This is a genomic window from Pantoea sp. GCM10028869, from assembly GCF_042666835.1.
GTDB classification, from domain to species: domain Bacteria; phylum Pseudomonadota; class Gammaproteobacteria; order Enterobacterales; family Enterobacteriaceae; genus Pantoea; species Pantoea leporis.
Genome location: NZ_JBHTGO010000001.1, coordinates 236,431 through 249,323, shown reverse-complemented (window position 1 = coordinate 249,323; position 12,893 = coordinate 236,431). Strand labels below are relative to the sequence as shown.

Here is a 12,893-nt window from a genome sequence, read left to right as displayed (position 1 = left end):
CAGCGCCCTGCCAGCGGCTATTTTAGGGTTATTCTCCCCCTACAAGGAGAATAATTCATGAGCCTCTTATCACCCGGCAATCGCCGGGATTTTCTCTCCGCCGGCATGAAACTCAGCGCCGCAGGCACCTTACTCAGCGCGGGCATGAGCCGCAGCATTCAGGCGGCAGAAACCTGCCAACCAGCCCATGCCAGCCGCGTTGATGTCACGCACTTTCTGCTGCGCAATGTGCGCCTGGAAGAAGCCTTTATCCGCAAACAGGATGTCATCACCGCCACGCAAACCGGTTTGTATGATGTTGAGGTGAATGCTGGCGAGATTGCCGCCATTCATCCTGCGGGCGTCAGCCTTAATCTGCCAACGTGGGACGCCGCCGGCTATCTGCTGCTGCCCGCCACGCGCGACATGCATATTCATCTCGATAAAACCTTTTACGGCGAAAGCTGGCGCGCCCCGCTGCCGCGCCACAGCGTGATCGATATGATCCATCAGGAAGAGCAGATCCTGCCCGAACTGCTGCCGACTTCTGAAATCCGTGCCGGGAAACTGATTGGCCTGCTGCAATCCAAAGGCAGCAGTTCTGCACGCAGCCATTGCAACATCGATCCGGTCAGCAAATTACACGGTCTGGAACATCTGCAGCAGGCGATTGCCAGCCATCGCGATGATTTTCATGCCGACATTGTCGCCTTCCCACAGCACGGATTATTGCGTTCGCACGTTGAAAGCATGATGCGCGAAGCGATGAAGATGGGCGCGAACTACGTCGGCGGACTGGACCCAACCAACGTTGACGGCGCGATGGAGAAGTCACTGGATACCCTGTTCAGCATCGCGCTCGATTTTGCTGCACCGATCGATATTCATCTTCATGAAACCGAACCGCACGGTGTGGCGGCGATCCGCTACATGCTGAAAACGGTGCGCAACAATCCGCAGCTGAAAGGCAAAGTCACCCTCAGCCACGCCTTTGCCCTGGGGACGTTACAGGGTAACGAACTGACGGCGATGATTGAGGAACTAAAAGAGCAGCAGTTTAGTATCGCCACCACCGTACCGATTGGTCGCGTAATCATGCCGCTGCCGCAGTTGCGCGCCGCTGGCGTGCCAGTGTGGTCGGGCACCGACACCATCGCCGATCACTGGCAGCCGTTTGGCAGCGGCAGCATGCTGGAGAAAGCCAACGTCTATTCGCAACTCTATCGTGGGCCGGATGAGTATTCTCTGAGCCGCGCGTTAGGTATCGCCACCAACGAGGTGTTGCCGCTGAATAGCCACGGCGAACAGCAATGGCCGAAAGCACAGGACCACGCCACCATGATGCTGGTTAACGCCAGTTGCTCTGCGGAAGCTGTTGCGCACATCGCGCCGGTGATGGCGACGTTCTTTAATGGCAAACAGACGTTTGGCAGCCTGAAAAAGGTGTAAATATCGACCTGGTGCGCATCAATGCGCACCCTAAAAAAGCTGTATGGCGAAAGCCAGCAATTTATAGTCAATTTCGGCATTTGCCTGCGGCCGTCCTTTTCCATAGCTTGAAATCATCAACAGGAGAGGAATCTATGACAGCATCAGCATTACCGGTCGCGATTGTCACCGGCGGCAACAGCGGCATTGGCCTGGAAACCGTGATGTTATTGGCGGCCGATCATCAGGTTTACGCGATTGGGCGCAATCAGCAATCGTTGCAGGCTTTAGAACAGGTCACCAATGTGATTCCGCTTGCACTGGATATCACAGATTTTGCCGCCGTGGCCGCGTTCACCGCCACATTAAATCGGGTTGATGTGCTGGTGCATTCGGCGGCGATCTCGATTCTCAGCACTACCTTCTCCGCCACGCCAGAACTGTGGCAACAGCACCTGAACATTAATGTCATTGCGCCTGCAGAACTCACGCGCTTAACCTTGCCCGCCCTGCGCGCCTCACAGGGCAAAGTGGTGTTTATCAACTCCGGCTCCGGGACGCTGGCGTTAGCGGGACACGTCATTTACTCCGCCTCCAAATTTGCCCTTACCGCGCTGGCGCATGCGCTGCGTAGCGAAGAGAGCGAACATGGCGTGCGGGTTGCGACAGTCGCGCCCGGCCCAACCGATACGCCGATGAATCAAGCCTCGCGTGCCCGCGCGGGTAACCATGCACCGATCAATCCGCAGGAGTATCTCGATGCGAGTTCGGTGGCGCGCGCCGTGCGGTTTATTGTGGATAGCCCGGAAGATACGCAGATTGCAGATATTGTGATTCGTCCACGCCGCGATAAAGCCAGGCGCTGATTCAGCATTAAAAAATCCGTAATGCGAGGCTGCCATCCGGCGGCCTTTTTCTTTTTTACGTTTTTTTAGCAATATTCTCACTGCTCATTCGTCTACCTCATCACCAGCAGTTATCCGTTAATGTAATGAGGACAAAACAATGAGAGATTTTGATATGCACAGACGCGGTCATCGGGATCATTTTGGCGGTCATCGCCTGGCGAAACCGCTGCTGATGGGCGCGGTGATTATCGCCGCACTGGGCTTGTTGGTGATGTCGCTGTGGAATGCGTTGCTGCCGGGCATCATCGGCGTGAAAAGCATCGGTTTATGGCAGGCGCTGGGCTTGCTGGCGTTGTGCCGCATCTTGTTTGGCGGTTTGGGATTCCGTCCGGGCATGTTCGGCATGGCGCGTCGCCGCATGCACGAACGCTGGATGCAGATGACGCCAGAACAGCGCGAAGAGTTTATGCAGCATCGCCGCAATCGCTTTGGTCATCGTGGTCATCACGATCGCTGCGACTGGCATGGTCGTTATGATGAGCGAGGTGAAACGCGTCCGCAGCCAGAGAATAATCCGCCCAAATCCAGCGACGCCGGGTAAGCGTGATGGCGCAGGATTCACTGCTGATGTCGGCAATCACCGCCTGCCGCACTAAGCTGAATGCGTTCATTCGCGGGCGAACTGACGAAATAACCGGATAACCCGATTGCCTGGCAATCGGGCATCATTTACCACCACTTTTTCTCTTGCTGCGGCTGCAAAAATTGCACGCCTTGCCCGAGTTGTGGCATCGACACATTAATCTGCTGTTCCTGCGCCAGCGTCACTATTTGATTAAGCGGATCATTCCATGCATGAAACGCTAAATCGAAAGCGGCATTGTGAATCGGGAACAGCCATTTCGCGTTAAGGTCAATAAAGGCTTTGATGGTGTCTTGTGGCAGCATATGAATATCGGCCCAGCGACGGTCATAAGCGCCGTTTTCCAGAAAGGCCATATCGAACGGGCCGAATTTATTACCGATGTGTTTGAAACCATCGAAATAACCGGAATCCCCGCCATAGAACAGGCGGAAATCATCGCTGATAATGCTCCATGAGCACCACAGCCGCTTATTACTGTCGAACATGCCACGGCCAGAAAAATGCTGCGATGGCGTGGCGACAAAATGAATACCGCCGATATTCTTTGATTCCCACCAATCCAGCTGGGTGATTTTTTTCGGCGCAACGCCCCAGGATATCAGTAAATCACCGACACCCAGCGGCGTCAGGAAATAGCGCACGCGATCTTTGAGCTGCAAAATGGTGTGATAATCCAGATGGTCATAATGATCATGCGAAAGAATGATCCCTTCGATGGGCGGCAAATCTTCAAGCGCAATCGGCGCAGGCTGGAAGCGTTTCGGGCCAAACCACGTAAAGGGCGAAGCACGCTGCGTAAATACCGGATCGGTCAGCCAGTATTTGCCCTGCATTTTAAATAGCAATGATGAGTGGCCAAGGCGAAATACGCTGTTATCCGCCGCAGCCGCAAGTTGCTGCGCGTCGAGTTTGATGAGCGGCAGCGCAGATTCAGGTGTGGTATTTTTCGGTTTGTTAAAGGCAAAATCCCAGAATAGTTTGGCGAACTCAGTTAATCCTAACTGCTGGCGTGGGATCTTATTGTTAAACCTTTTGCCATCAAACTGAGCGGATTGCGGATAGCGTTTTATATTGCAGCGACAAATGCTCGAACTATTCAACATTGATCTTTTACCTCTCATCGCGGGTCCTTCAGAATAGTCACTTTTACGGCAACGCACATCGCATAATGGGCGGTTGATGACATCGCTAACGCCGAGAGTTAAAGTAACCCTTTTGCTTGATTTTATGAGGGAAAATGAAACGTTTATTTGTTTACGGTACGCTCCAGCCCGGCCATTCAAATGCGCATATTCTGGAAAACATCGGTGGCGAATGGCTGGCGGGAACGGTTTCAGGCACCTTTTATGAACGCGGCTGGGGCGCAGCAGCAGATTTCCCCGGCATTGTGTTGCAGGAAAACGGCCCACGCGTGCCGGGTAATCTGTTTATCTCAGAGAAACTTGAACCGCATTGGCCGATGCTCGATGAGTTTGAAGATGGCTACGATCGCGTGGAAGTTGATGTCACCACCAGCAATGGCGAGCTGATCACGGCGTGGATTTATCAGTTGCAGCCGCAACTTTAACTTCACAATGCCAGTATTTACGCCCGATTTCCTCTTCCACCCCAAATGCGGTGCAACGTCCTCAATACAATCTGTAATGATCTGCGCACGTCCTGATTTCGGCTTCTAGAATGAATCTCAAATAGACGAGAGGAATTCATGATGATCAAAGTCTGCACCGCCTGCGGCACATCTTACGATGAGCAACAGAGTCAAATCGAACACTGTAAAATATGTGAAGATGAACGACAGTTTGTGCCGGCTAGCGGGCAAAAATGGACTTCACTGCACAGCCTGCAAGCCACACACTGCAATAAATGGCAGCAGCACGCTGCCAACGTGTTCAGTCTGCAAACCGTGCCCAGCTTTGCTATTAATCAACGCGCTTTTCTGCTGCAAACGCCGCACGGCAATATTCTGTGGGATTGCATCGCTAATTTCGATAATGCCACCAAAGCGATTGTTACCGCGCTCGGCGGTATTCACGCCATCGCTATTTCGCATCCGCACTATTACAGCACCATGCAGGATTGGGCAGCGGCATTCGACGCGCCGATCTATCTGCATGCTGACGATAGTGAATGGATTATGCGCGACAGCCCGCATATTCATCTTTGGCAAAATGACGCGCTGGAAATTGTGCCGGAAGTGAAACTGGTCCGCCTTGGCGGACATTTTGCCGGCGGATGCGTATTGCATTGGACGCACGATGACGGCGTGCTGTTGAGTGGCGATATCGTGCAAGTCGCGCCTGGCGCGGATGCGGTGTCATTTATGTGGAGCTATCCAAATATGCTGCCGTTACCGGCGGCGGCAGTCAGCGATATTATGCGTCGGCTGGCGGCGCTAAAATTTTCGCGCTTATACGGCGCATTCGAGCATCGCCAAATTCTCACTGACGCGCAGCGGATCGTGATGCAGTCGGGCGAGAAATATATTGCCTGCTTGCAGAAGTCTCTCTCCTGAACGAATTGTAAGCAAACGCGCTGCGGATGGATGTACAGACGTCTAAACATCCATTATAGTCCGTTCCCTACGTTTAAAGGGAATCCGCGCAATGAAGAAAATTTTACTCACGACGCTGCTGGCTGCATCCGTGGCGCTGCTTAGTGGCTGCAACAAAGACGATGAAAATCAAATCAAAGTGGCCATTAATACCGGACCAGACCAGGCGCTGTGGGATACCGTGAAGCAAGTGGCGCACGACAAATATCAGCTGGATGTCGATGTGGTGGCCTTCAATGATTATGTGCAGCCGAATGAAGCGCTGTTCAACAAAGATGTCGATGCCAACGCCTTCCAGAGCCTGCCTTATCTGGAGATGCAATCCAAAGAGCGCGGCTACCACTTCGCCGTGGTCACCAACACCTTCGTGTTCCCGATTGCAGGTTACTCGCGCAAGATAAAATCGCTGAAAGCGTTGCCTGACGGCGCCACCGTGACCCTCTCCAACGAAGCCACCACGCTCGGCCGCAGCCTGCTGCTGTTGCAGGCGCAGGGCTTGATCAAAGTGAAACCGGAAGCGGGCCTGCTGCCAACCACGCTGGATATCACCGACAATCCGAAGAAGCTGAAAATTGTTGAGGTGGATACACCGCAGCTGGCGCGTACGCTGGACGATCCGCAGGTTTATCTTTCGATCATCAACAACAACTTCGCCGCGCTGGTTAATCTCTCTGCCTCGCGTGACGGCATGTTTATGGAAGGCAAAGCCTCACCTTACGTGAATGCGATTGTGGCGCGTGAAGATAATAAAGACAGCGCCAACGTGCAGAAGCTGAAACAAGCCTTCCAGTCACAGGAAGTGCTGGATAAAGCCAACGAGATCTACAAAGGCGACATTATTAAAGGCTGGTAAATTGGCGGAAACTGCGCAGATATTAACTGCGCAGTTTCAGCTTATTTGAAATCGACCTCCATCAACTCCGCAATAGTTGCATTACGCGTTGAAGCGACACAATGATGCAAATAGTCAGTAAACTTTGACGATGGCGGCATACCCAGCTCCAGCAATTTTTCATTGCTGAACACCACATTCAGTTTTGAAAAATGTCCATACAGATTCATGGCGCGTAATAAGATGCGTTCATTACAGGGACCAAACAGCGAAGAAAATGAGCTCCTGCTCGCTGCCAGTTCACGGTAATTCACTTTCTGATACGTTTCGGCCACCGCAACATGTCCCGAGGCTTGTGCCATCGCCTGATCAATCTCGGCAAACGTGACGCTGCTATTTTCACCCGCTGAAATATGAATAATCGTCTTCTCCACGTTGGGAACCGTCAATAACAACTCCAGCGCATCGGCACAGTAATCGACCGGCACCACATCGATACGGTCATTCAGCTCACACATAAATTTGCCTAACGTGAGCACCATACGAAATACCCAAAAAATGCTCGGCGACGGCGCACAGCCACAGTCCGAATGCCCCACCACAATGGATGGTCTCGCGATGACTAAGGGCAGATTGGGTAACATCTCGCTCATCATTCTTTCAACCGTTGCTTTACTCCACGTATATTCCACAACGTGTTGTTCGCGCAGCGTATTCAATTCACTTTCCACCACCAGCGAATTGGCTTCGGGCGCACACGACATAGCGGTGCCGACATGCACAAAGCGCTTGAGCCCTTTCACCCGCGCCATACGACTGGCAAATGCGAAGGTGCCTTCTACATTGACTTTCCAGATTAGGGGATTCGCGCCAAAAGAGGCGACAGCGGCGCAGTTAAGCACATGCGTAACCTTGGTCAAGCGCGCATCGTCAATAAACCGTTCCGGCTCAGCAAGATCGCCTATTAAGATGTTCTCGTGGGTGAGCCTGTTTAATTGACCGGCTGCAACGCCAAATTTAATCAGGTTTTCCTTAATTCGGTCTAATCCTGCAGCTTGACTATTAGCCCGCACTAATAAAAGTAGTCGGTAATGATCACTTTTCTTGAGCAGATTAACCGCGACCGCACCGCCCAAAAATCCAGTTGCACCCGTTATGAGTACTGTATTCATATTTTTTAACCCACCGGTTCGTTACAGGAAAAACTGTGCATTTAGCTGGCTCGAATCTATGCTCGCGTGGGTAAATGATGAATAAATGCCCTGTGCTTTCCTGCGGGTAAAACCGCTCCAGTGAGCATTGGTTTATATATGTTTAAATGTGATATTTGGGCCTCAGTGCGCAGTCAAATATTCCACTACGCTCAGCGTGAAAAATGAGCGCGATATAAAAATGGTGTAAAAATATCGGCGTTACGCGTAAAAATGCTGTACGTAAATTCGCCTGCCACTGTTCGCTTCGGTCGCAAACAGGTATGTTCGCCCTCATTAGCCTCAACCCTGATAAAACACAGGAAATCTATGAGTCAAAGTGAAAAACAGCCCTTGCCTGCTGGCATGCTGGCGGCCGCGGGGATCGTGTTTGGGGATATCGGCACCAGCCCGCTTTATACCCTTAAAGAGTGCCTCTCCATTTTGCCTAATGGCGCCGTCTCCACCACCGCAGTGATGGGATTTTTGTCGCTGATTTTCTGGGCGCTGACGCTGATCGTGACGCTGAAATACGTCTGCTTTGTGATGCGCGCCGATCATGATGGCGAAGGCGGCGTATTAACGCTGATGTCGCTGGCACGCCAGCATGTTGGGCCGAAAGCCTCGCACATCATTGTGTTAGCAGGCTTGATTGGCGGCGCGTTCTTCTACGGCGATGGCGTTATCACGCCGGCGATTTCGGTGCTGTCGGCGATCGAAGGTATCGAAGTGGTGTCACCTGAGCTGGATAAATATGTGGTGCCGCTGGCAGTGGCGATTCTCACGCTACTGTTTATGATTCAAAAACACGGCACCGAGAAGGTCAGTAAGGTTTTCGGCCCGGTGATGTTTGTCTGGTTTGTGTCGATTGCCCTGTTAGGCATTCGCGGCATCCTGCTTAATCCTGAAGTGCTTTACGCGCTGAATCCCTCCTATGCGCTGACGTTCCTGCTTAGCCACAAAGCGCTGTCGTTTGCCGCGCTGGGCATGGTGGTGCTGGCGGTGACCGGCGCGGAGGCGCTGTACGCCGATATGGGACATCTGGGCAAAGCGCCGATTCGCATGGCCTGGCTGGTGATCGCCATGCCCGCGCTGGTGCTCAACTACTTTGGGCAGGGCGCGCTGGTAATTGCCGATGCGCAGGCTCTCAATAACCCGTTCTTTAATCTCGCGCCGGGTTGGGGACAGATCCCGCTGATTGTGCTGTCAACGCTGGCTACGGTGATCGCCGCGCAGTCGGTGATTACCGGCGTGTATACGCTGACGCATCAGGCGATCCGTCAGGGATTTCTGCCGCCGATGCGCATCATCTTCACCTCGCACACGGAGTCCGGTCAGATCTATATTCCGGTGGTGAACTGGCTGCTGTTTGTCGCGGTGACGGTGATTGTGCTGGCGTTCCGACAATCTTCGGCGCTCTCTTCGGCGTACGGCATTGTGGTGACCGGCACCATGGTGATCACCGCTTGTCTGGCGGGCGTGGTAGCACTGCGTAACTGGAAGTGGCCGCTGCCGGTGGCGCTGGTTTTCCTGCTGAGTATGTTAAGCATTGATGTGCCGCTCTTCAGCGCCAACCTGATGAAACTGCTGTCCGGTGGTTGGGTGCCGGTGCTGCTGGCGCTGAGCATGATGGGATTGATGCTCATTTGGAGCAGCGAGCGTAATCGCCTAATCCGCAAGTTGAATAACGATCCTGAGAGCCTGCAGGCGCTGGTGCGATCGCTGGAAACCCATCCGCCCAGTCGTGTGCCGGGCACCGCAATCTTCCTCTCACGTAAAGAGCATGAGATTCCGCAGGCGCTGTTACATAACCTTAAACACAACCGCGTGCTGCATACACGTGTGGTGCTGCTGCATATTCGCACCACCGATATCCCGCGCGTCTACAACCAGAAGCGTCTGAGCATCAATCAATTGTCGCCAACCTTCTGGCAGGTGACCGCCGCTTACGGCTGGCGCGAGACGCCATCGATGGCCGAGATCCTGCATTTATGCGGACTGGAAGGATTAGGTTGTACCGTCAATGAAGCCTCGTTCTTCACCTCGCACGACACGCTGGTGATGAAGAAGAGAAAAGGTTTGATGCGCATTAAAGGCGGTATTTTCCACTTCTGCCAGCGCAACGCGCAGCGCGCACATGAGCAATTCAATATCCCGCCGAATCGGGTCATTGAATTGGGCGGGCAGCGCGAATTTTAATCTGCCGATGACATAAAACGCAGGGATTGTAGCGGCGCAGTTCATTGCGCGATAAATCGCGCCGCTACGGATCAGGCGTTATATTCAACATCCAGTCGACTGTTAGGGTTAACACACCAAATGTAACCAGATGCAAAAATAGTCGCGCAAGGTTGAATGAGTTGTGGCTGAATCTTTCTTAACATCTAATTAGCAATTAAAGCTAAAACGCTTAACTTGAAAAGGTGTTTATTAACTTCACCGGCAATCATCACTCGCCGTAAACATTTAGGGTGTCAGCACATTACCAACAATTGAAAGATTCGTAGCTGCGGCCATTGGCTCAGTTATTATTTGCGAGGAGTATCGCCATGAAACAATTAATTAATGACGTAATATCTATTTTCACACCGCAATCAGTTAAACCGGTTTTAATTCGCGGCGATTTAACCCATCGCGAGCTTTCATCGATTCATCCGGTAGGCTTTACTTCGGTGAGCTGGGCGACTTCAATGGAAGAGCTGAATGACGCCTTTGTGCAGAAAGCCGTTGCTGCCGGTGCGGTGGGTTATCACATCACCGAAGTGGAATCCCACGAACCGGCGCACGATGGTCAGCACGTCATGGCCGCCACTGCCACCCTTTATCACATCAATAGCAAAGTGGCTTATGGCTAATGTTTATCTTCGATCTGCTTAAATCACAGCCTGCCCTTCATCATCGGCAGGCTTTTTTTTGCAAAATAGTCGACAAGAAAATCAATAAACACTTTAATGCGCGGCGATTCAGACGCACGCTGCGTGTAAACCGCCCAGATATTCGCTTCCTGATACCATTGCGGTAATACGTGCAGCAATTGGTTTTCGCTTAAATATGGCGCCACATCCCAGGCAGAACGCAACGCAATCCCGTGCGATTTTAATGTCCAATTCAGAATCACTTTTCCGCTGTTCGATGAGTAATGGCTATTCAGGCGACAAACGATTTTATTTTCGCCGTCCGTTAACGTCCAATGCCCAAAGGTATTATTATTTTCATTAATAATAAGACAGCTGTGATCGATTAAATCATCCAGCGTCTCCAGCGGACGTGACCGGGCTAAATAATCTGCCGTAGCACAAAGAATACGCCGATTGGCGGCTAATTTTCGCGCAATGTAGGCGTGATTCACATCATCACCCACCCGAATATCGACGTCAGTGCCTGACTGCAATAAATCAATATCGCGATCGCTGAGCATCAATTTGATGTTCAGTGACGGATGACGCGTCATAAATTCGGCAATCGCATCGGACAAATAATCCTGGCCAAAGCCAAATGAACAGGCCACAGTCAAATCGCCGGTTAATTCGCCGCGCCACTGCTGAAAGTTATTCAGGAAGGAATCCATTTCGTGCACCACGTGCAACGCACCTTCCAGCGCCTTTTCACCTTCTGGCGTCAGGCGCATCACGCGGTTGGTGCGGAAAAACAGCCGGGTTTCCAACTGCTTTTCGAGGATGGCAATCCGCTTGCTGATGTAGGATGGCGACTGGCCGAGCTCAATCGCAGCGCGGCCAAAACCTTCATAGCGCGCTACGCTGATAAAGACATACAGATCTTCGACTGACGGCCAACCCTGAAGCGGCTTCTGATAACTTTTTCCGGCAAGCAGTATTTTCATCACCATCACGGCGTTAGCGAAATTTAGCCGGTTATAACACAGAATCCAGAAAGCACTGAAGCTGACTTAAAAACAGTTCAGGCACTTCCTCATGCGGTGAATGACCGCAAGGTAATGCGTTGCCCTGAATATTGCGCGCTTTATCCCGCCAGGTTTCCACCACGTTATATAACTGGCCAACCGTGCCCTTTTCTCCCCATAACAACAGAAGCGGCGCTTCAATGCGTTTTGCGCTGTCCTGCGCATCATCGTCTAAATCAATCGTCGCCGCGGCGCGATAATCTTCGCATACCGCGTGAATCATCTCTTTATTTTGATAACAGCGCAGGTAATCGTTGAAGATGACCTCCTCGGTGGCGCCCGGCGTTTTTAATTGCCCATCAATGTGTTTACGCAGGAATAATGCCGGATCGTGGCCGATCAGGGTTTCAGGTAATGGATAAGGTTGAATCAGGAAGAACCACCAGAAATAGCGCGTGGCAAACGCTTTGTTGGTTAAGGCGTACATGGTCGCGGTCGGCGCAATATCAACAAACACGCAGCAGGAAAGTTTTTCTGGATGATCGAGCGCCAGTCGATGGCCCACGCGTGCACCGCGATCGTGCCCGACAAACGCCACGCGCTCTAATCCCAACGCCTCGATTAACAGGCTGATATCCTGCGCCATCACCCGTTTCGAGTAAGCGCGATGCGCCTCATCACTCGGCGGCTTGTCGCTGTCGCCGTAACCGCGCAGATCCGGCAGGATTACGCGATACTGCTGCGCCAGCTGCGGTGCAATTTTGCGCCACGCCAGATGATTTTGCGGATGTCCGTGCAGCATCAGCAGTGGCGGACCTTCGCCGCCCATCGCAACGCGCAGCGTCACGCCGCTCGCCAGACGCACATCGCTCAGCGTAAAGCCGCTGATAAAGGGTGAATCACCGCGTGGCGTAATCTCACTCATGCTGGTGCGTCCTGTTGGATTTGATCGCGCTTCAGCCACGGACGCTGAGCAAAATGCTGCGCTTCAAACTGTGTAATGTCGGATTCGTACTGCAACGTCCAGTCCACCGCGCTTCCGCCGCCCAATAACATCTCGCGTTTTAAGGCACTGATCGAAAAGGCAATGCGTTGATTATTAAAGAGGATTGCCTGTTGTTCCAGCGACACGGTAATGCGATTACTGGCGGCATTGTTCGCAACCTCGCTTAGGCGCTGATAATCCTCTTCGCTTAACGTCAGCGTCAAAACGCCATTGCGCTGGCAGTTATCGTCGAAGATGCCGGCAAAGCTGGTGCCGATAATGGCGCGGATACCAAGCTGATTGAGTCCCCAAACCGCATGTTCGCGGCTGGATCCACAGCCGAAATTGGCGCCCACCAGTAAGAAGGCGGCGTTTTCCCAACCCGCTTGATTAAGAATGAAAGCGGGATTTGGGCGGCCGTCGGGCAGGAAGCGCAGGTCGAAGAACACACCGCGATCCAAATCCTTACGATCGATGCCTTTGAGAAATTGCTTTGGCATGATCACATCGGTATCAATATTGGCCGCCGGTAATGGCGCCAGCGTGCCCGTCATGTTGTTAAATGCTTCCAT

13 protein-coding genes are annotated in these 12,893 nt (G+C 52.5%); 8 read left to right on the top strand and 5 right to left on the bottom strand.

The genetic code is table 11. The features are described 5' to 3' along the window. Positions 1–57: 57 nt before the first annotated feature. The 3 genes from ACFQW4_RS01225 (at position 58) to ACFQW4_RS01215 (ending at position 2,856) form a co-directional block, all read left to right on the top strand. Positions 58–1,428 carry an amidohydrolase gene (locus ACFQW4_RS01225; RefSeq protein ID WP_271460439.1) on the top strand — a complete coding sequence of 457 codons (1,371 nt, stop codon included), beginning with the start codon at positions 58–60 and terminating at the stop codon, positions 1,426–1,428. Between the two features lie 134 nt (positions 1,429–1,562). After that, positions 1,563–2,273 (top strand): SDR family oxidoreductase, encoded by a 711-nt coding sequence (locus tag ACFQW4_RS01220; protein ID WP_271460440.1) that lies wholly within the window; start codon positions 1,563–1,565, stop codon positions 2,271–2,273. A gap of 139 nt (positions 2,274–2,412) precedes the next feature. Beyond that, positions 2,413–2,856, top strand: a complete 444-nt coding sequence (locus ACFQW4_RS01215) for a hypothetical protein (protein ID WP_271460441.1) — start codon at positions 2,413–2,415, stop codon at positions 2,854–2,856. A 128-nt stretch (positions 2,857–2,984) separates the two neighbouring features. Here the strand turns inward: ACFQW4_RS01215 and ACFQW4_RS01210 are convergent, their stop codons facing one another. Then, complete coding sequence (locus ACFQW4_RS01210) at positions 2,985–4,004, bottom strand: MBL fold metallo-hydrolase (protein WP_271460442.1); 1,020 nt, start codon at positions 4,002–4,004, stop codon at positions 2,985–2,987. A gap of 134 nt (positions 4,005–4,138) precedes the next feature. Here ACFQW4_RS01210 and ACFQW4_RS01205 point away from each other — a divergent pair, with 134 nt between their 5' ends. The 3 genes from ACFQW4_RS01205 to ACFQW4_RS01195 all read left to right on the top strand — a co-directional run bounded on the left by ACFQW4_RS01205 (position 4,139) and on the right by ACFQW4_RS01195 (position 6,305). Next, complete coding sequence (locus ACFQW4_RS01205; protein WP_377723282.1) at positions 4,139–4,468, top strand: gamma-glutamylcyclotransferase family protein; 330 nt, start codon at positions 4,139–4,141, stop codon at positions 4,466–4,468. Between the two features lie 141 nt (positions 4,469–4,609). Next, complete coding sequence (locus ACFQW4_RS01200; RefSeq protein WP_271460625.1) at positions 4,610–5,413, top strand: MBL fold metallo-hydrolase; 804 nt, start codon at positions 4,610–4,612, stop codon at positions 5,411–5,413. Between the two features lie 91 nt (positions 5,414–5,504). Continuing rightward, positions 5,505–6,305 carry a MetQ/NlpA family ABC transporter substrate-binding protein gene (locus tag ACFQW4_RS01195; RefSeq protein ID WP_101761535.1) on the top strand — a complete coding sequence of 267 codons (801 nt, stop codon included), beginning with the start codon at positions 5,505–5,507 and terminating at the stop codon, positions 6,303–6,305. 41 nt (positions 6,306–6,346) lie between these two features. Here the strand turns inward: ACFQW4_RS01195 and ACFQW4_RS01190 are convergent, their stop codons facing one another. Further along, entirely contained in the window at positions 6,347–7,456 is a 1,110-nt protein-coding gene (locus ACFQW4_RS01190; RefSeq protein ID WP_377723280.1) for an SDR family oxidoreductase, read from the bottom strand. A 348-nt stretch (positions 7,457–7,804) separates the two neighbouring features. Between ACFQW4_RS01190 and kup the strand changes: the two genes are divergently transcribed. Both kup and ACFQW4_RS01180 read left to right on the top strand, forming a co-directional pair. After that, a complete protein-coding gene (kup, locus tag ACFQW4_RS01185; RefSeq protein WP_377723278.1) occupies positions 7,805–9,673 on the top strand; it encodes a low affinity potassium transporter Kup in 1,869 nt (622 codons plus the stop codon). Between the two features lie 350 nt (positions 9,674–10,023). Then, positions 10,024–10,329: a DUF1471 domain-containing protein gene (locus ACFQW4_RS01180; RefSeq protein ID WP_101761538.1), complete on the top strand. Its 306-nt coding sequence runs from the start codon at positions 10,024–10,026 to the stop codon at positions 10,327–10,329. Between the two features lie 23 nt (positions 10,330–10,352). Here ACFQW4_RS01180 and ACFQW4_RS01175 read toward each other — a convergent pair whose 3' ends face one another. From ACFQW4_RS01175 to leuD, 3 genes are read right to left on the bottom strand one after another with little or no spacing between them, the layout of a single operon-like run. Then, the gene (locus tag ACFQW4_RS01175) at positions 10,353–11,315 is read right to left on the bottom strand and encodes a LysR substrate-binding domain-containing protein (RefSeq protein ID WP_377723276.1); all 963 of its coding nucleotides are present in this window, start codon (positions 11,313–11,315) and stop codon (positions 10,353–10,355) included. A gap of 31 nt (positions 11,316–11,346) precedes the next feature. Beyond that, on the bottom strand, positions 11,347–12,261 hold the full coding sequence (locus ACFQW4_RS01170; RefSeq protein ID WP_377723274.1) for an alpha/beta fold hydrolase: 915 nt from the start codon (positions 12,259–12,261) through the stop codon (positions 11,347–11,349). Further along, complete coding sequence (gene leuD / locus ACFQW4_RS01165; RefSeq protein ID WP_377723272.1) at positions 12,258–12,893, bottom strand: 3-isopropylmalate dehydratase small subunit; 636 nt, start codon at positions 12,891–12,893, stop codon at positions 12,258–12,260. Before leuD ends, ACFQW4_RS01170 begins: the two co-directional genes overlap by 4 nt.